17 protein-coding genes are annotated in these 18,794 nt (G+C 69.7%); 12 read left to right on the top strand and 5 right to left on the bottom strand.

Going from position 1 to position 18,794, the window contains the following annotated elements; all coding sequences use genetic code 11:
* The first annotated feature begins 96 nt into the window (after nt 1-96).
* The 10 genes from LK06_RS26970 (at nt 97) to LK06_RS26925 (ending at nt 9,301) form a co-directional block, all read left to right on the top strand.
* A complete protein-coding gene (locus LK06_RS26970; RefSeq protein ID WP_039648468.1) occupies nt 97-1,794 on the top strand; it encodes a nitrite/sulfite reductase in 1,698 nt (565 codons plus the stop codon).
* Complete coding sequence (locus tag LK06_RS26965) at nt 1,791-1,973, top strand: hypothetical protein (protein WP_039648470.1); 183 nt, start codon at nt 1,791-1,793, stop codon at nt 1,971-1,973. Before LK06_RS26970 ends, LK06_RS26965 begins: the two co-directional genes overlap by 4 nt.
* The gene (locus LK06_RS26960) at nt 1,970-2,680 is read left to right on the top strand and encodes a phosphoadenylyl-sulfate reductase (protein ID WP_039648471.1); all 711 of its coding nucleotides are present in this window, start codon (nt 1,970-1,972) and stop codon (nt 2,678-2,680) included. Before LK06_RS26965 ends, LK06_RS26960 begins: the two co-directional genes overlap by 4 nt.
* A 26-nt stretch (nt 2,681-2,706) precedes the next feature.
* Nucleotides 2,707-3,243 carry an adenylyl-sulfate kinase gene (cysC, locus tag LK06_RS26955; protein ID WP_039648604.1) on the top strand — a complete coding sequence of 179 codons (537 nt, stop codon included), beginning with the start codon at nt 2,707-2,709 and terminating at the stop codon, nt 3,241-3,243.
* The gene (gene cysD / locus LK06_RS26950; RefSeq protein ID WP_039648473.1) at nt 3,240-4,175 is read left to right on the top strand and encodes a sulfate adenylyltransferase subunit CysD; all 936 of its coding nucleotides are present in this window, start codon (nt 3,240-3,242) and stop codon (nt 4,173-4,175) included. The genes cysC and cysD overlap by 4 nt, the downstream gene beginning before the upstream one ends.
* Nucleotides 4,176-4,177: 2 nt before the next feature.
* On the top strand, nt 4,178-5,512 hold the full coding sequence (locus tag LK06_RS26945; RefSeq protein WP_039648475.1) for a sulfate adenylyltransferase subunit 1: 1,335 nt from the start codon (nt 4,178-4,180) through the stop codon (nt 5,510-5,512).
* Between the two features lie 253 nt (nt 5,513-5,765).
* Entirely contained in the window at nt 5,766-6,875 is a 1,110-nt protein-coding gene (locus tag LK06_RS26940; protein ID WP_039648476.1) for an aliphatic sulfonate ABC transporter substrate-binding protein, read from the top strand.
* Between the two features lie 12 nt (nt 6,876-6,887).
* Nucleotides 6,888-7,691: an ABC transporter ATP-binding protein gene (locus LK06_RS26935; RefSeq protein ID WP_071659225.1), complete on the top strand. Its 804-nt coding sequence runs from the start codon at nt 6,888-6,890 to the stop codon at nt 7,689-7,691.
* Entirely contained in the window at nt 7,678-8,562 is an 885-nt protein-coding gene (locus tag LK06_RS26930) for an ABC transporter permease (protein ID WP_039648480.1), read from the top strand. The genes LK06_RS26935 and LK06_RS26930 overlap by 14 nt, the downstream gene beginning before the upstream one ends.
* 1 nt (nt 8,563) lies before the next feature.
* A complete protein-coding gene (locus LK06_RS26925) occupies nt 8,564-9,301 on the top strand; it encodes a sirohydrochlorin chelatase (RefSeq protein WP_039648482.1) in 738 nt (245 codons plus the stop codon).
* Between the two features lie 199 nt (nt 9,302-9,500).
* Here the strand turns inward: LK06_RS26925 and LK06_RS26920 are convergent, their stop codons facing one another.
* The 3 genes from LK06_RS26920 to LK06_RS26910 all read right to left on the bottom strand — a co-directional run bounded on the left by LK06_RS26920 (nt 9,501) and on the right by LK06_RS26910 (nt 12,261).
* Nucleotides 9,501-9,818, bottom strand: a complete 318-nt coding sequence (locus LK06_RS26920) for a hypothetical protein (protein WP_039648484.1) — start codon at nt 9,816-9,818, stop codon at nt 9,501-9,503.
* Between the two features lie 848 nt (nt 9,819-10,666).
* On the bottom strand, nt 10,667-11,359 hold the full coding sequence (locus LK06_RS26915) for a mycothiol-dependent nitroreductase Rv2466c family protein (RefSeq protein WP_071659226.1): 693 nt from the start codon (nt 11,357-11,359) through the stop codon (nt 10,667-10,669).
* 350 nt (nt 11,360-11,709) lie between these two features.
* Nucleotides 11,710-12,261, bottom strand: coding sequence for a DUF1697 domain-containing protein (locus LK06_RS26910; RefSeq protein ID WP_039648485.1), 552 nt, complete (start codon nt 12,259-12,261; stop codon nt 11,710-11,712).
* Between the two features lie 417 nt (nt 12,262-12,678).
* On the opposite strand from LK06_RS26910, the gene LK06_RS26905 reads away from it, so the two are divergent.
* Both LK06_RS26905 and LK06_RS26900 read left to right on the top strand, forming a co-directional pair.
* A complete protein-coding gene (locus tag LK06_RS26905) occupies nt 12,679-14,931 on the top strand; it encodes an MMPL family transporter (RefSeq protein WP_086083519.1) in 2,253 nt (750 codons plus the stop codon).
* A 358-nt stretch (nt 14,932-15,289) separates the two neighbouring features.
* Entirely contained in the window at nt 15,290-16,153 is an 864-nt protein-coding gene (locus tag LK06_RS26900; protein ID WP_043434769.1) for a phosphotransferase enzyme family protein, read from the top strand.
* A 185-nt stretch (nt 16,154-16,338) separates the two neighbouring features.
* Here the strand turns inward: LK06_RS26900 and LK06_RS26895 are convergent, their stop codons facing one another.
* Together LK06_RS26895 and LK06_RS26885 are read right to left on the bottom strand one after the other, a co-directional pair.
* Entirely contained in the window at nt 16,339-17,052 is a 714-nt protein-coding gene (locus tag LK06_RS26895) for an exonuclease domain-containing protein (protein ID WP_039648607.1), read from the bottom strand.
* 497 nt (nt 17,053-17,549) lie between these two features.
* Nucleotides 17,550-18,788, bottom strand: coding sequence for an SAV2148 family HEPN domain-containing protein (locus LK06_RS26885; protein WP_043434767.1), 1,239 nt, complete (start codon nt 18,786-18,788; stop codon nt 17,550-17,552).
* Nucleotides 18,789-18,794: the final 6 nt, after the last annotated feature.

The following is an 18,794-nucleotide window of genomic DNA, read 5'->3' as shown; positions in this document are numbered from 1 at the left end:
TGCCGCGCAAGGACGCGCACGCCTGCGCGCATGCCTTCATGCGTCCGTATGTGCAGGTCAGAACCGCTTTCCTACAGTCCCGAAGGACGTACAGCCATGGCCGCCACCCCGCAGAACCCCGCTGCCTCCGCGCCCCGCCGCAAGGTGAGTCGTCACCGCGGTGAGGGCCAGTGGGCCATGGGCCACTTCACTCCGCTCAATGGCAACGAGCAACTGAAGAAGGACGACGACGGTCTCAATGTGCGGACACGTATTGAGACGGTCTACTCCAAGCGCGGCTTCGACTCGATCGACCCCAGCGACCTGCGCGGCCGGATGCGCTGGTGGGGGCTGTACACCCAGCGCCGTCCCGGTATCGACGGCGGCAAGACGGCAGTCCTGGAGCCGGAGGAGCTGGACGACAAGCACTTCATGCTCCGGGTCCGCATCGACGGTGGAGCGCTCACGACGCGGCAGCTGCGGGTGCTCGGCGAGGTGTCGCAGGAGTTCGCACGCGGCACGGCCGACATCACCGACCGACAGAACATCCAGTACCACTGGATCCGGATCGAGGACGTGCCCGAGATCTGGGAGCGGCTGGAGGGCGTAGGGCTGTCCACGATCACCGCCTGCGGTGACAGTCCCCGCGTGATGGTCGGCTCCCCCGTTGCGGGTATCGCCGAGGACGAGATCATCGACGCCACCCCCGCACTGGAGGAGATGAAGCGCCGCGTCCTGGACAACAAGGCGTATTCCAACCTTCCCCGGAAGTTCAAGACGGCCATCTCGGGCTCGCCGCTGCTGGACGTCGTGCACGAGATCAACGACGTGGCGTTCGTCGGCGTGCGGCACCCCGAACACGGCCCGGGCTTCGACGTGTGGGTCGGCGGCGGTCTGTCCACCAATCCCAAGCTCGGTGTGCGGCTCGGCGCCTGGGTGCCGATCGACGAGGTCCCGGATGTCTACGAGGGCGTCATCTCGATCTTCCGTGACTACGGCTACCGCCGGCTACGCACCCGGGCCCGTCTGAAGTTCCTGGTCGCCGACTGGGGTGCGGAGAAGTTCCGACAGGTGCTTCAGGACGAGTACCTCAAGCGTCAGCTGATCGACGGTCCCGCTCCCGAGCAGCCGGTGCAGCAGTGGCGCGACCACATCGGGGTGCACCGGCAGAAGGACGGCCGGTTCTACGTCGGGTTCGCGCCGCGCGTCGGCCGTGTGGACGGCGCCACGCTCACGAAGGTGGCCGACCTCGCCGATGCGCACGGCTCGGGCCGGGTCCGGACCACCGTCGAGCAAAAGATGATCATCCTCGATGTCGAAGAGGCCCAGGTCGAATCGCTGGTCGAGGGCTTGGAAGCGCTGGACCTCACCGCCCGGCCGTCGTCTTTCAGGCGCGGCACCATGGCCTGCACTGGCATCGAGTTCTGCAAGCTGGCCATCGTCGAGACCAAGCGGCGCGGCTCCGACCTGATCGACGAACTGGAACGGCGGCTACCCGACTTCGACGAGCCGATCACCATCAACCTCAACGGCTGCCCGAACGCCTGTGCCCGTATTCAGGTGGCGGACATCGGTCTCAAGGGCCAGCTGGTCCTGGACGAGGACGGCAACCAGGTCGAGGGCTTCCAGGTGCACTTGGGCGGTGCGCTCGGCTTGGAGCCGGGCTTCGGCCGCAAGGTGCGCGGTCTGAAGGTGACCGCGGAGGAACTACCCGACTACGTCGAGCGGGTGCTCAAGCGGTTCCAGGCGGAGCGCGCGGACGGCGAGCGGTTCGCCGCCTGGGCGGCGCGGGCCGGTGAGGAGGCGCTGTCGTGAGCGAGCGTGCCGCGCCCTTCTACTGCCCCTACTGCGGCGACGAGGACCTGCGACCGAGCGAAGACGGTCACGGCGCTTGGGAATGCGGGGCCTGCAACCGCGCATTCCGGCTGAAGTTCCTCGGACTGCTCGCCCGGGGACTGCAGCGGGCCGACGACGGAGGGGAAGAGTCAACATGACGGCAGTTCAGCAAGACGGCTCGGCTGAGGAGTTGAAAGAGCTCGCCGAACACGCGGGCCGCGACCTGGAGGATGCCACCGCACTGGACATCCTCCAGTGGGCGGTGGACACCTTCGGCCGCACGTTCTGCGTCACGTCCTCCATGGAGGACGCGGTGGTCGCCCACCTGGCCTCGCGCGTGCTCAAGGGCGTGGACGTCGTCTTCCTCGACACCGGCTACCACTTCCCGGAGACCCTCGGCACCCGGGACGCCGTCGAGACCGTGATGGACGTCAGCGTCATCACGCTCACCCCGAGGCAGACGGTCGCCGAGCAGGATACGGAATACGGCCCCCGCCTACACGACCGCGATCCCGACCTGTGCTGCCGGCTGCGCAAGGTGCAGCCCCTGGAAGAGGGACTGAAGGGCTACCGGGCGTGGGCGACGGGCCTACGGCGCGACGAGTCCCCGACCCGGGCGAACACCCCGGTGGTCGGTTGGGACGAGAAGCGGCAGAAGGTCAAGGTCTCCCCGATCGCCCGCTGGACACAGGACGACGTGGACGCGTACATCGCCGAACACGGCGTGCTCACCAATCCGTTGCTGATGGACGGCTATGCCTCCGTCGGCTGCGCCCCGTGCACCCGCAGGGTCCTGGAGGGCGAGGACGCGCGCGCCGGCCGCTGGGCGGGCCGCGCCAAGACCGAGTGCGGACTGCACGGATGACGAACGATCAGATTCAGGAGAACCACGTGACGACCGGAGCCACCGTCTGGCTCACGGGTCTGCCGAGCGCGGGCAAGACCACCATCGCCTACGAGCTGGCGGACCGGCTACGCGCAGGCGGCCAGCGTGTCGAGGTGCTCGACGGCGACGAGATCCGCGCATTCATCTCGGCGGGCCTCGGCTTCAGCCGTGCGGACCGGCACACCAACGTGCAGCGCATCGGTTTCGTCGCCGAGCTGCTCGCCCGCAACGGCGTCAAAGCCCTGGTGCCGGTGATCGCGCCCTACGCCGACAGCCGGGAGGCGGTGCGGGAACGACACGAGAAGAACCGGACCCCGTACCTGGAGATCCATGTGGCGACCCCGGTCGAGGTGTGCAGCGAACGCGATGTGAAGGGCCTGTACGCCAAGCAGGCCGCGGGTGAGCTGACCGGGCTGACCGGGGTCGACGACCCGTACCAGGAGCCGGAGGCACCCGATCTGCGGATCGAGTCGCAACACCAGACGGTTCAGGAGTCCGCCGCGTCCGTGTACGCACTGCTCAGCGAGAGGGGACTGGCATGACGACCGTCGCCAAGGCCGAGGAGGGTACGGGCAGCCCGTACGCCCTCTCGCACCTGGACGCCCTGGAGTCGGAGGCGGTGCACATCTTCCGCGAGGTGGCGGGCGAGTTCGAGAACCCGGTGATCTTGTTCTCCGGCGGCAAGGACTCCATCCTCATGCTGCACCTGGCACTGAAGGCCTTCGCCCCGGCCGCGGTGCCATTTTCCCTCCTCCATGTGGACACGGGACACAACTTCCCTGAGGTGCTCCAGTACCGTGATCGCGTGGTGGCCGCTCATGGGCTACGCCTCCATGTGGCCTCCGTCCAGGACTACATCGACCGTGGTGTACTCAAGGAACGCCCCGACGGCACACGCAACCCGCTGCAGACCCTCCCCTTGACCGAGAAGATCCAGAGCGAGAGGTTCGACGCCGTCTTCGGTGGTGGTCGCCGTGACGAGGAGAAGGCCCGCGCCAAAGAACGTGTCTTCTCCCTCCGTGACGAGTTCTCCCAGTGGGACCCGCGCCGCCAGCGCCCCGAGCTCTGGAACCTCTACAACGGCCGCCACGCCCCCGGCGAACACGTCCGTGTCTTCCCGCTGTCCAACTGGACCGAGCTGGACGTCTGGCAGTACATCGCCCGCGAGGGCATCGAGCTGCCGGAGATCTACTTCGCGCACGAGCGAGAGGTGTTCCGGCGGAGCGGCATGTGGCTGACCGCCGGCGAGTGGGGCGGTGCGAAGGACGGCGAGAGGGTCGAGAAGCGCCAGGTGCGCTACCGCACGGTCGGTGACATGTCCTGCACCGGCGCCGTCGACTCCGACGCGACCACGCTGGACGCGGTGATCGCCGAGATCGCCGCCTCCCGGCTCACCGAACGCGGTGCGACCCGGGCCGACGACAAGCTCTCCGAGGCCGCGATGGAAGACCGCAAGCGCGAAGGGTACTTCTAGCCATGAGCACGAACACGACCGAGGCGCTCCCGGCCACCACCCTGCTGCGGTTCGCCACCGCCGGCTCCGTCGACGACGGCAAGTCCACCCTCGTCGGGCGGTTGCTGCACGACTCCAAGTCGGTCCTCGCCGACCAGCTGGAGGCCGTGGAGCGGGCTTCGGCCAGCCGCGGGCAGGACGCCCCCGACCTCGCTCTCCTCACCGACGGCCTGCGCGCCGAACGGGAGCAGGGCATCACCATCGACGTCGCCTACCGCTACTTCGCCACCCCTCGCCGCCGGTTCATCCTCGCCGACACGCCCGGCCACGTGCAGTACACCCGGAACATGGTCACCGGCGCCTCGACCGCCGAGCTGACGGTGGTCCTGGTCGACGCCCGCAACGGCGTGGTCGAGCAGACCCGCCGGCACGCGGCCATCGCCGCCCTGCTGCGCGTCCCACACGTCGTCCTCGCCGTGAACAAGATGGACCTCGCCGGGTACGGGGAGAAGGTCTTCGCCGCGATCGCCGAGGAGTTCACGGCGTACGCCACCGAGCTGGGCGTCCCCGAGGTCACCGCCATCCCGATTTCGGCACTCGCCGGTGACAACGTCGTGGAGCCGTCGGCGAACATGGACTGGTACGGCGGCCCCACCGTCCTGGAACATCTGGAGACCGTACCGGTCAGCCACGACCTGGCGCACTGCCACGCGCGGCTGCCCGTGCAGTACGTGATCCGTCCGCAGACCGCCGAGCACCCGGACTACCGGGGCTACGCCGGCCAGATCGCGGCCGGTTCCTTCCGGGTCGGCGAGGAGGTCACCGTGCTGCCGTCCGGCCGGACCACGAGGATCTCCGGCATCGATGTGCTGGGCGACCCGGTCGACGTGGCCTGGACGACGCAGTCGGTGACGCTTCTGCTGCAGGACGACATCGACGTCTCGCGCGGCGATCTGATCGTGCCGACGAAGGACGCTCCGGCCACCACGCAGGATGTGGAGGCCACCGTCTGCCATGTCGCCGACGCGCCGCTGACCGTCGGTCACCGGGTGCTGCTCAAGCACGGCACCCGCACGGTCAAGGCGATCGTGAAGGACATCCCGTCCCGGCTCACGCTCAACGACCTGTCCCTGCACCCGCACCCGGGACAGCTGGCCGCCAATGACATCGGCCGGGTGAAGATCCGCACCGCCGAGCCGCTGCCGGTCGACTCCTACGCCGACTCACGCCGCACCGGCTCCTTCATCCTGATCGACCCGAGCGACGGCACCACGCTCACCGCGGGCATGGTCGGCGAGTCGTTCGCATCCCCCGATCCGGTCAAGGACCAGCCGGAAGAAGACGGTTGGGACTTCTGAGGATGGAATCGACCGTTTTCCGGACCGCCTTCGGAGACGGGGGTGGCCGGACCGTACGGGGATACCCCCGGGCGAGGTCCGGAGGAGGTGTTCTCGGCAGCGGCCAGGGCGGAGTGGCGCGATGTGCGCGGTGACTCGCCCGCGATGCCTGCGCACCAGGCATCGCCGCCTCCGCAGCCGAAGTCCTGCCGACCACCTCCCGGCCACGACCTGACAGTCCGTGAGAGCCGGGCCAACGAGAGGAAACCCTCCCGTGCCTGCCAACCGTCCCGCCCTGCTCCGCCGCGCCGTGGCCGTGGCCGCCGTTCTCCCCCTGCTCGCCCTGGCCGCCTGCGGCTACGGGTCCCAGGCAGGGGCGGACGACACCACGAAGATCGTCGCCGGGGCCCAGAAGGTCGACGGACTCGGCTCCGTGCGGATCGGGTACCTCGGGAACCTGACGCACGCGACCGCGCTGGTGGGCAGGCGGACAGGCTTCTTCCAGAAGGAACTCGGCGGGACCCGGGCCTCGTACGCGGTCTTCGGCGCCGGCCCGTCCGAGATCGAGGCCCTCAATTCAGGCTCCATCGACATCGGCTGGATCGGCCCGTCCCCAGCGATCAACGGCTACATCAGGTCCGGCGGAAGGAACCTGAAGATCATCGGCGGTTCGGCGTCCGGCGGTGTCAAGCTGGTCGTCGACCCGGAGAAGATCACCTCCCTGGAAGAGGTCAGGGGCAAGCGGATCGCCACACCCCAGCTGGGCAACACCCAGGACGTGGCGTTCCTCGACTGGGCCGCGGGGCAGGGCTGGAAGGTCGACGCGCTGAGCGGGCGGGGTGACGTCACGGTTGTCCGCAGCGACGACAAGGTGACCCCGGACGCGTTCCGGGCAGGGTCCGTCGACGGTGCCTGGGTCCCGGAACCGACGGCTTCCAGGCTGGTCGCCGAGGGCGGCAGAGTGCTGCTGGACGAGTCAGCGCTGTGGCCGGACAAGAGGTTCGTGACCACGAACATCGTCGTGTCGCAGCGGTTCCTCCGTGCCCACCCCAAGGCCGTCGAGGCGGTGTTGAAGGCCTCCGTCAAGACCAACGCGTGGATCAACGCCAACCCGGACGAGGCGAAGGCTGCGGCCAACCGGCAGCTCGGCATCGACACAGGCAAGGAGTTGCCCGCGAACGTCCTGGATCCGGCGTGGCAGTCCATCCGGATCACCGACGACCCGCTGGCCGCCACCCTCGCCACCGAGGCGGAGCACGCGGTCGAGGCCGGTCTGCTCCACCAACCGGACCTCAAGGGGATCTGCGACCTGACCATGCTCAACAAGGTCCTCAGGGCCGCCGGCTCGCGACCGGTCGACGCCGCCGGTCTCGACGCCGGCTGACACAAGTCCCCGATGAATGCACAGGAGGTGACGACCATGGCCACGACCCTTGCCAAGGCCGGCCAGGCGGTCGAGTACGCCGCACGGCTTGAGCACGTCTCGAAGTCCTTTCCGGGCCCGAACGGGCAGCAGCTCGTCCTGGACGACATCAACCTCGATGTCGCACCCGGCGAGTTCGTCACCCTTCTGGGGGCCTCGGGCTGCGGCAAGTCCACGCTGCTGAATCTGGTGGCCGGCCTCGACCGGCCGAGCTCCGGCTCCATCACGACGGACGGCCGTCCGGCCCTGATGTTCCAGGAACACGCCCTCTTCCCGTGGCTGACCGCGGGCAAGAACATCGAACTCGCCCTGAAGCTGCGAGGAGTTCCCAAACCCCTACGGCACGGCAGGGCCGAGGAGTTGCTCGCGCTCGTCCGGCTGAAGGGAGCCTACGGCAAGCGGGTGCACGAGCTGTCGGGCGGCATGCGGCAGCGTGTGGCCATGGCCCGCGCACTGGCGCAGGAGAGCAACCTGTTGCTGATGGACGAACCGTTCGCGGCGCTGGACGCCATCACCCGGGACGTGCTGCACGACGAACTGACCCGCATCTGGGCGGAGACCGGGCTGTCCGTGCTGTTCGTGACGCACAACGTGCGTGAGGCGGTGCGGCTCGCCCAGCGGGTCGTGCTGCTGTCCTCCCGTCCGGGCCGCCTGGCCCGCGAATGGGCCGTCGGCATTCCGCAGCCGCGCCGTATCGAGGATGCGCCGGTGGCGGAACTGTCGCTGGAGATCACCGAAGTCCTGCGTGGGGAGATCCGCCGCCATGGCCAGCACTGAGACGACGACCGCCCCGGACGCGGAGAGCATCGAGGCGGGCCTCGACGCACTGGAGACCACGCAGTCCGTCCGTACGCCGTTGCACCGGACGATCACCGGCAAGATCGTCCCGCCGGTCACCGCCATCGTGGTGGTGCTGGCGCTCTGGCAAGGACTGATCTCCTTCAGGATCGTCGAGGACCCCACCCGACTGCCCACGCCCGCCGCCGTCTGGCAAGCGTTCCGGCACGACTGGCTGCACGGCACGCTGCTCGGCTACATCTGGACCAGCGTCTCGCGTGGCCTCCTCGGCTTCGGCCTCGCGCTGCTCATCGGCACCCCACTGGGGCTGCTGGTGGCGCGGATGAAGTTCGTGCGCGCGGCCATCGGCCCGATCCTGTCCGGGCTGCAGTCCCTGCCGTCGGTGGCGTGGGTGCCGCCGGCCGTGATCTGGCTGGGCCTGAACAACACGATGATGTATGCGGTGATCCTGCTCGGCGCCGTGCCCTCCATCGCCAACGGCCTGGTGTCCGGCGTCGACCAGGTACCGCCGCTGTTCCTGCGCGCGGGCCGCACCATGGGCGCGACCGGACTGAAGGGCACCTGGCACGTGACCCTGCCGGCCGCGCTGCCCGGCTATGTGGCCGGGATGAAACAGGGCTGGGCATTTTCCTGGCGCTCGCTGATGGCCGCGGAGATCATCGCCAGCTTCCCCGACCTGGGCGTGGGCCTCGGCCAACTCCTGCAGAACGCCCGCACCGCCAGCGACATGGCCATGGTGTTCGAGGCCATCCTGTTGATCCTGTGCGTCGGCATCGCCATCGACCTACTGGTCTTCAGCCCGCTGGAGCGGTGGGTGCTGCGCAGCCGCGGCTTGCTGGTGAGGCGCTGACATGCGGTCCCCGGTGCTCTTCGTCATCGCCCACGGCAGCCGTGACCCGCGGCACGCCGCTACCGTGCACGCCCTCGTGCAGCAGGTCCGGTCGCTGCGGCCGGGACTGCGCGTGGCGACCGGCTTCCTGGACTTCAACCTCCCCTCGGTGCGGGGTGTGCTGGAGTCATTGGACGCCGAGGGTGTACGCGATGTGGTGGCGCTACCGCTGCTGCTCACCCGTGCCTTCCACGCCAAGACCGACGTCCCCGCCGTGCTGCGGGAGGCGCCCGCGCGGCTGCGGATCCGGCAGGCCGACGTCCTCGGCCCCTCCCCCCTGCTGCTGTCGGCGCTGGAACGACGCCTGTACGAGGCGGGGTTGTCGCCCGCCGACAAGTCCTCGACCGGGGTCGTGCTGGCCTCGGCGGGGTCCACCGACCCGGAGGCGAGCGCAGCGATCGCCGACATCGCGCGGGAGTGGTGGCACACCGGTTGGTGCGCCGTGCGGCCTGCGTTCGCCTCCGCTTCCCTTCCCCGCACGGAAGAAGCCGTGCGGGAACTGCGCGCCCTCGGCTGCAGCCGGGTCGCCGTGGCGCCGTACGTCCTGGCCCCGGGCTTCCTGCCGGACCGGATCGCACGGGGTGCGGCCGGGGCCGACGTGCTGGCGGACGTGCTGGGGCCTGCGCCGGAGGTGGCGCAGGTGCTCCTGGAACGCTACGACGCCGCACGCCGCCCGGCCCTCGCGGCGTTGGGGGCCTGACTCCGGCGGGCCGGGGCCCGTGCACCCGGGGACCGGTCGCTGGCGCCTGGGCCCGCCCCTGCCGGAACCGGGCCTGCCGCCGGACTGGCTGGTGTGCCGTTGCCGGGTGGCTCGGCCCGGGGCTGGAAGACGCTGCCGTGTTACGGGCGGTCGTGCGGACCGGATGGGCCAGAGCCCCGTGCCGGACGGGAACTGCTTCTCACAGCCCGAGCGCCTGCATCAGGTGCTGGGTGAAGGTGAGGCTGCCGGTGCCAGCCGCGGCGCCGATACTGATGGCCTCCAACGCGGAACGGATCCGGCCGCGGTTGGGCGGTAGTCCGTCCTCGGCGGACTGCGCCAACTCTGCCTCGATGACCTCGCCGTGGTGGACGAGCCCCGGATACTCGGTGTGCAGCGTCTCGGTGAGCCGGTCGGCGACGTTCATCAGGGTCGCCAGGTCCAGTGCGTAGTGATTGATCTCCGTGGGGCCGCCGAAACCGGTAGTGGCACCGGTGCTTCCGAAGTTGTACGTACTCATGTGTGTCCTCACTTCTGGTCCTGGAGACCGGCTCGGGTCCCCAGGAGCCGTCGGGGTCTGGGGACTGCGGGTCCGATGCCGGCGGACCGGTGCCCGTGGGCCCCGGTCCGCCCTGGTGTCCCGGTGCACCGTGGGATCCGGGCCCCGGCTGCCTGGCCACGGCGGCCGGGTCCCGCGTGCCGAGGATGCTGGGACGGCTGACGTTGGCGATGTCGCGGGTCCGCGTGTCGATGGCCGATAAGACCTTGCCGTACCTCCCGGCGGGGGAAGCCTCCGGCACCGCGTCACGGGTACGGCACGTGTCGCGGCAGGTACGGGAGCAGCTCGGCACGGGGGCGACGAGTGGGCTGAAAATCGCCACCCGTCCGAGTGACCGGTGTTCGTTGACCACCCCCCGGCTCCGGCGGCGTGAACAAGCGGAACGGCCGCCCGGAGGACGGCGATGCCACGGCCGGAGGATGTGCGGCACCGGACGACTGGGTGCGTGCGCGGGGCGATTGGGCGGGGGCGGCTGCCGGATGGCAGCGCGAGAGGGCCCGGACGGGGTGTCACGCCGCTCTTGAGGGCCTGCGGCAATGACGGTGATGACCTGCCCGTCATTTCCATCTGTCCCCTCTCCGGCCGTTCCGCGCACTTCACCCTAGGGACGACCGGCGGGTTTGTCGCGAGCTTCGGCGAGCGGGGCCATCGGGGCCCGGATACGTGGTAACGACCGGCGCCGCGGTCCGGCGCTCCCCTGTGACGTCGGACCGCGGCGGCTTTTCAGTTCTGCGCCGGTCACTGCTCTTGTGTCACACGCGAGGTGATGCCGACCTGCTGAAGGGGCGTTTATCGGCCAACTCCTCCGGTCAATCGAAACGGAGGGCACCGGTGCGCGTGCGCTTCAGTTCGAAGAGGTCGGGATGCCCGGCCAACACCCGGAAACTGTCGAAAAGTTCGGCCGCCCGGTCGCCGCGCGGTACGGCACGCAACACGGGCCCGAACCACACCGTGCCGTCGATGTGCAGGGTGGGAGTACCGACGTAGCCGTCCGACGCGGGCTCGGCGCCGGCCTCGTGGCTGCGGCGCACCGCGTCGTCGTAGGACGAGTCGTGGGCGGCGGCCGACAGGTCCGCCGAAAGCCCGAGTTCGACCAGTGACTCGGCGATCACCAGGTCGAAGTCCTTGATCCCCCGCTCGTGGATGCGGATGCCGAACGCGGTGTACAGCTCACGCAGCACCTGCTCGCCGTGTCGCTCGGCGGCGGCCACGGCGACCCGCACCGGCCCGATCGACCGGTCCACCAAGTCCCGGTACCACTCGGGTAGTTCGTTGCCGATGTTGTGCAAGTACAGGCTCATCGCGCGGAACCGGAGGTCGAGCGGCCGCAGTCGCTCGACCTCCAGGAGCCAGCGGGAAGTGATCCAGGCGAAGGGGCAGGCCGGGTCGAAGAAGAAGTCAATCCGGATCGGGGCGGGCGTGCGAGCAGGGGCGGCTTCGACGTCGAAGACCGGGGCGACATGGGTGTCGCTGGTGGTGGGAACGGTGTCGCTATGCGTCATGGCAGCAACGCTAGCCCGTGAATGGCACACTGTCCCGCCCCCATCGCTCCCCCTTCTCCTGATCCATTCAACAGAGGAACCACCGTCCCGCGGCACGCCGTGCAGTGGACCAGGGTGACCTTGTCGCCGCGGGCTTCCTGAGCTCCGCCGCCCTCGCCTACCCGATTCCCGCGGCGTCGAGCACGGCTTCACCGCCAGGACGAGGCCGTCGCCGGGGCGCAGTTCGCCAAGCGGACGGGCCCGTCCACGGCGGGCGCTGATGCGTCCGTCACTTTCCGGCACCCTCCGACTTCCGTTCGGTGAGCCCGGGGCGTCCGAACGACTGCGGCGCATCACCGACCTGCGGACCGTCATGCTCCCGGTGCCGTCAACTCGACCAGTTTGACTACGGTGTTCCAATTCCGGCTGGTGGCGATCACTCCCGTGGTGTTCGGGCGGCGGGACAGGGCTTGGGCCAGCTTGGAGCGGCCCAGGCCGTGTGGCGCGTACAGGTACAGACAGCGGTCGCCGAGCCGGAACTCCTCGGGGAGGTAGGCGGCGGAGTCGAACTCCGCGAAGCGGTCCGGGGCGACGGGTGCAGAGAAGTAGGTGACGTGCAGTTGCCTGGCCTGCAGGTCGGCGGCCGGAAAGGGGCAGGCCTCGGCAACCGCCTTCAGATAGGCGTGGTCGCGCACGATCACATCGACACCGAAGCCGAAGCGTCCTTCGATGGCCCGGGACAGCTCCGCCGCCAAGGACGGTGCGTCACCCCGCTCGGTGGTGAACACGGCCTGTCCGCTCTGCAGATGGGTGCGTACGCCCGTATGGCCGAGGCCGGTCATGAGCGTGCGCAGCTCGGCCATGGGCAGCTTCCTGGAGCCGCCCACGTTGATTCCGCGCAGCAGCGCCGCATAGGTCGTCATCCGGCCACGATAGAGCGGCCGTCGTGCCCCGTGGGGGTGGGCACGACGGCCACGGTTCCGGCGTGCGCCGGTTGCGCGAAACTCTGGCTGATCGACGGGGTGCGGATCAACTCCTCCACACAGCTGTGATTTGTTCAACAAAGTTTCGTAATCACAAAGTGGATCTCTGCCGGCGGATCGGACACAGACCGGACGGGAAACGGGGCATGGGGCACGGGGCACGGATCCCCGAGACCCACCCCCGAGAACAGTCGATAGGTGTAGGGGGCCACCCTCCTCCTCGGTGGGGAGAGGCCGCGTGCGCACTTCACCGGGCAGCACGACGAGACCTCCCCATCCGGCCCCTACCGTCGATGCGGAGCAAGCGCAAGCGTGGCGGTGGGAATCCGTCACCGCATACGAGGGGGAAAGCCCGTCATGGGGAACACAGAGGTGCGGGTGCGTGGGCTGGCCGCCCGCGCCGGCGGCTGGAGCGCCCAGCACCGTTGGGCGGCCGTCGGCATATGGGTGCTATTCGTCGTTCTGGCGACGGGACTCGGCTCGGCGGCGGGCCGGATCGATGTGGACCAGAGCAACCAGCTCAAGGGGGAGACGCACACCGCGGCACAGATCATCGACGACGCGGGGATCAAGCAACCGGCCGGCGAGACCGTCCTGGTCCAGTCTGAGGACAGCGACGTCAAGGCCACGAGCGGTGAGTTCCGCGCCGCCGTCGCCGATGTCGTCAAGGCCGTCGGCGGCACTGGGAAGGCCATGAACGTGGCCTCACCGTATGACACGCACACCATCTCCCGGGACGGTCGCAGCGCGCTGGTGCAGTTCGATCTGCGTGGCGACGCCAAGACGACCTCCGACCGGATCGAGCCGGTGCTCAACGCCGTCGCCGGGGTGCAGAAGGACCATCAGGGCTCGCTGCGGATCGAGGAGATCGGCGGGGCGAGCATGCAGAAGCAGTACCAGGACGCCTTCGGTGACGACTTCCAGAAGGCCGAGTACTCGGCGGTTCCGGTCGCCCTGGGCATCCTGCTCATCGCGTTCGGCGCGCTGGTGGCCGCACTACTGCCGGTGGCCCTCGCGGTCACCGCGATCATGGCGACGATGGGCCTGATGGGGCTGATCAGTCATCTGCAGCCGATGAGCGACACCGCCAACTCCGTCATGCTGCTGGTCGGCATGGCCGTCGGGGTCGACTACTGCCTGTTCTACCTGCGCCGGGAGCGGGAGGAACGGGACAAGGGGCAGGACGCGGGAACCGCCCTGCGGATCGCCGCGGCGACCAGCGGCCGGGCGGTCATCGTCTCCGGTGTCACGGTGTGTGTGGCCATGGCGGGCATGCTGTTCACCGGGCTCGCCGAGTTCGAGGCGATGGGCCTCGCCTCGCTGATCGTGGTGGCGGTCGCCATGATCGGGTCGGTGACGGTGCTGCCCGCGCTGCTGTCGCTGCTCGGTGAGCGGGTCGAGAAGGGGCGCATCCCGTTCCTGGGCCGCCGGCGTCAGCAGCACGGCGCGCGCGAGGGCAGCCGGTTCTGGACTGCGGTGCTGCGCGGTGTGCTGGCCCGTCCGCTGATCTCGGTCGTGGTTGCGGCCGGTGCACTACTGGCAGTCGCCGCGCCCGCGCTGGGCATGAAGACCCAGCAGCTCACCCTGGACCAGGAGTTCGGGAAGTCGCTGCCCCTGGTGCAGACCTACGACCGTATCAACGAGGCCTTCCCCGGCGGCAGTCAGCCGGCCCAGGTCGTCGTCAAGGCCAGTGACATCGGTGCACCCGGCGTACGGCAAGCGCTGGCCGACTTCAAGGAGCAGGCGATCGCCTCCGGCGCCTCACGCGGCCCGATCGAGATCAAGCTGCACGATGCACAGAACGTGGCCCTGATCTCGGTGCCGCTGGTCGGCGGTTCCGACCTGGACAAAGCGGTCAGAAGTCTGGACAAGCTGCGGAACGAGGTCCGGCCCGCCACGCTCGGCAAGGTCGACGGCCTCCAAGCGCCGATCACCGGACAGGTCGCGGGCAACCACGACTTCAACGACCAGTTGCTCGGCTCCGTGGTCCCGGTCTTCGCGTTCGTGGTCGTCTTCGCCTTCCTCCTGATGCTGCTGTCGTTCCGCTCGCTGACCGTGGCGCTCACTTCGATCATGCTCAATCTGCTGTCGGTGGCCGCTGCGTACGGCATCCTGGTCGCCGTCTTCCAGCACGGCTGGGGTGCCTCCCTGGTGGGCGCGGAGGGGGTCGGCGCGATCGTGACCTGGCTGCCGCTGTTCCTCTTCGTGATCCTGTTCGGACTGTCCATGGATTACCACGTGTTCGTGGTCTCCCGGATCCGCGAAGCCCGGATGCGCGGCCGCAACACGAAGGATGCGATCCGGCACGGTGTGGTCACCACGGCCGGGGTCGTCACCAGCGCCGCGGTCATCATGGTCGCTGTGTTCGCGATCTTCGGCACGCTGTCCATGCAGTCCATGAAGCAGATGGGCGTGGGCCTGGCCGCCGCGGTGCTCATCGACGCGACGGTGATCCGCGGGGTTCTGCTGCCGGCGGTGATGGCGCTGCTCGGTGAGCGCAACTGGTACCTGCCGAAGTGGTTGCGCTGGCTGCCGGACCTCACCCACGACGAGGGGCCCGAGGCGGTCGCGCAGTCCGTGCACGGGGAGGGTGAGCGGCTCACCGTCTGATCCCGTCCGGCCCCCAGGGCCCGTTGTCTCCCTGAGGGAACCAACGGGCCCTGTCCGGTGCGCGGGCCGTTCCGGCAGGCGGCTCGGGACCGCGCAGCCGGGTTCCGGCCGCCTGCCGAAGGCTCCGGGCGACTGCACGGCGCGTGGGCCTCGGGTCCGACGCCCTGGACGAACTCGCTCGACGGCCAGCCGCCCTGAGCCGGATGCTGCCCGGCGCACCCGTCGCGGGACCGGAAACGCCGGCTGGCCTGCGAAACTGGCTGGGGCGGTCCGCGCTGCACTCACGCCCCGGCTCCGCGGACGGCGCCGTGAGACAGCACAGGAAGCGGATACGGGAAGACGGCACGGAGGCACGGTGATGGACGAGACACGGGCACGTCACGTACTGGCAGCGGTGGAAGTGCTGCCGAGCCCGGCCCGGGACGCTCGGCTCCTCGCGCTCGGCGAGAACGCCGTGTTCGCCGCCGGTGACCTGGTGGTGAAGGTGGGCCGTGACGCCGGTCTGCTGGAGCGCGCCCGGCGGGAACTGGACATCGCCGGCTGGCTTGCCGAGGCGGGCGTGCCGGCGGTGCGGGCGGCCGAACCGGCGCCGAGGCTGGTGGAGGGGCATCCGGTGACCGTGTGGCACCGGATACCGGATCCCGTCCGGCCCGCCGAGTCGAGGGACCTGGCCGAACTCCTGCTTCTCGTGCACGCGCTTCCTCCTGCTCCCTTCGCGCTGCCGCCCCGTACACTGCTGGGCGACGTGGAGCGCTGGCTGCGGCTTGCGGGCGACGCGATCGCGCCGTCGGACGCGGCGTACCTCCGTGCACGCCGGGACGGTTTCGCGGCGGCCGTGGCCGAACTGACACCGCATCTGGCACCGGGTTCGATCCATGGCGACGCTCTGCCCCGCAATGTGCACGTCGGGCCGGACGGACCCGTCCTGGTCGACCTTGAGACCTTCTCTGTCGACCTGCGTGAGCACGACCTGGTGGTCATGACCCTGGCCCGCGACCGGTACGGGCTGCCGGCCGAGGCCTACGACTCGTTCACCAAGGCCTACGGATGGGACGTGCGGGAGTGGGAGGGCTGTTCGGTGCTGCGGGGCGCCCGGGAGACGGCCAGCTGCGCATGGGTGGCGCAACACGCGCCGTCCCGTCCGAAGGCGCTGGCCGAGTTCCGCCGACGGGTGGCGTCCTTGCGGGCCGGGGACAAGGCGGTGCGGTGGTGTCCGTTCTGAGCGCCGCCACCGACCGGGAGGCGTTCTGTCAGAGCAGCCTTGAGATGCATTCATCCCCGGCGTGAACGCCGGGGCCTTCTGCAAGGGTCCCGGTAACCACGCAGGGCCTCGGTGCCTCCTGCCCGGCCCGGTTGCCGAGCGACCGGTTCCGGCACGCGATGTCCGTACGGGCTGGCCCCTGCGGGCTACCGACTCCGCGGGATGACCGGCCAGGCTGCCTCGACGATCGCCGCCGGATTCGTGGTCCGCCGCAGGTACGCCTGCAAAGAGACCGACTGCACAGCTGCCGCGCGCACTTGGAGGTCATGTAGGCGTGCCAGGGACATCGCCCCGACGCACTGGTGCTGCTCGCCCATGCGTCGCACCACGCGGGCGGCGGCCACGGCGTCCGCTCTGGCGTCGTGCGCGTCTTCGAGTGACACACCGTAGTGTGCGCACAGCGCGTGCAGGGCGCGCTTGCCCTTCCGGTACGGGTCGACGTGCTTGTCGATCACCAGGGGATCGATGACGGGCGAAGGTTCGACGCCCAGTCGCTCACTGATCGACTTCAGTCGGTACCGTCGGCACTCGCGGTCCAGCAGTGAGAGGTCGTAGCGCGCGTTCATCACGACCAGAGGCGTGCCCGAGTGCAGGACCCCCACGACGGCCTGGGTGATCTCGTCGATCGCGGACGAGGCCGGGACGCCGTGCCGGCGGGCGTGGTCCGTGGAGATACCGTGTATCGCCGAGGCTTGCTCGGGTATCACCACCCCGGGATCGAGCAGCCAGGTCCGTTCCGCCGAAACGGCCCCGTCCGGCTCCAGTCGCACGACTGCGGCGGTGACGATGCGATCGGACTCCACGTCCGTGCCCGTGGTCTCCAGGTCGAAGGCCGCCAAGGGCCCGTTGATCCAGCTCATCAGGCGGCACCCGCCCCGGCGTGCGCTGGTATCCCACACGCTGTGGTCGGACGGGACGCAGCGGTCGAGGTGCACGGACGGCGTTCCGTTGTGGTGCGGGCGACGACCGCAGCCCCCGCCCGCCATCGGGACGCCGGGACGTCCGTGGTGGCATCAGCGGGCCGGTACCCGGCCACCGGGCGTGCGCTGCCGACGCCGTGCGCCGCGACCGCGTCAGCCGGGCTCATTCCCGGAGCGGCCGAGCTCGGTTGCGGACCGGACAGCGGTTCCCGGTGCCCCGCCGGTTCACCGGCTCCGGCCCTGGTCGCGTCGCCCGTGGCCTTGCGCGACTCGCGCGGATCTGTCCCGGTCCCCTCCAGGCCGAAGCCGTTCAGCCGTCGCTGGTGCCAGCCCATGGCGGTCCCCCTTCTCGGTGGTGCTTTCCCCCAGTTGCCACCACCATCGCACGCGACACTGACAATCCGAAGGTCGCGTTCCGCTTACGCTCAACCGCCGGTTCAGGACACGGGGCGTGAATCCGCCCAAGCCAGTTCGAATTCCTCTCGGTACGCAGGGAAGAGTCCCGCTTCGCCCACATCGTTCGAGGTGACCAGTCGACTGCCGTTGCGCAGCACCAGCACCGGTGACTCCATGCCCCGGGCCCCGCGCAGATACGACTGCACCACGGCGATGCCATCGGAACCGTCACCGTCCACCATGTAGGCGCTGCAGCGGGGCGTTTCGTCGTACACCTGGATCTCGAAGGCGCCCGGATCGTGCAGCTTGGACCGCACCCGACGCATATGCAGGATGTTCATCTCGACGGAGCGACTCAGTTCGCCCCGTTTCATCCCGAGTTCGCGCTCACGGCGCTTGACTGCGCTGGAGGCCGGGTTGAGGAAGAGCAGCCGCACCCGACACCCCGATTCGGCGAGCCGGACCAGGCGGCGTCCGGAAAAGTTCTGCACCAGCAGGTTGAGGCCGATGCCGATGGCGTCGAGGCGGCGGGCGCCGCCGAAGATATCCTCGGCCGGGAACCGGCGCAGCAGCCGCACCCGGTCGGGGTGGACGGCGACGACGTCGGCGTACCGGTCACCGACCAGGTCCTCGACCGCATCGACGGGCAGCCTGCGTGCGGAGGGCACGTCACCCCCGGCACCGAGCATCTCCAACAGGCGCGCCGAGGCACGCTCCGCCTGGCTCAGCACCGCCTCGGACAGGGCCCGGTTGCGGGAGACGACATTGCGGGCCACCTCCAACTCGTCCAGGGCGAGTTCGAGGTCCCGGCGCTCGTCGAAGTACGGCTCGAAGCAGGGCCAGTGCTGCACCACCAGCTCACGCAGCTGGGGCAGAGTGAGGAAGCTGAGCACATTGTCGTCGGCCGGATCGAGCAAGTAGCCCTTGCGGCGGCTCACTTCGCGGACGGCTACGGCGCGCTGCACCCACTCCTGTCCGGCCGGGCCTGCCGCGGCCACCACCCATTCGTCGCCGTGGACGGGTTCGTAGACGGGCCGCAGCACGGCGGCCACGACCGCACGGAACCGCTGTTCGACGAGGTTCAGCCAGATGTAGGCACGGCCGGCCCGCTGAGCGCGGGTGCGCACCTCGCGCCAGGCGTCGGCACCCCAGTCCAGCTCCGGCCCGATGGACCCCGCGTCCATCGGCCGGGCCAGGGACACCGCGCCGGGCGGGACGTCTGCGGAGTTCCCTTCGTTCCCCTCGTCACCAGGGGGCAGCTCCAGCCCTCCCGAGCCCACCCGTGC

Origin of the sequence: Streptomyces pluripotens, from assembly GCF_000802245.2 — a bacterium.
GTDB classification, from domain to species: domain Bacteria; phylum Actinomycetota; class Actinomycetes; order Streptomycetales; family Streptomycetaceae; genus Streptomyces; species Streptomyces pluripotens.
The sequence above is the reverse complement of the archived record's forward strand: the minus strand, read 5'-3'. Positions and strand labels throughout refer to the sequence as shown.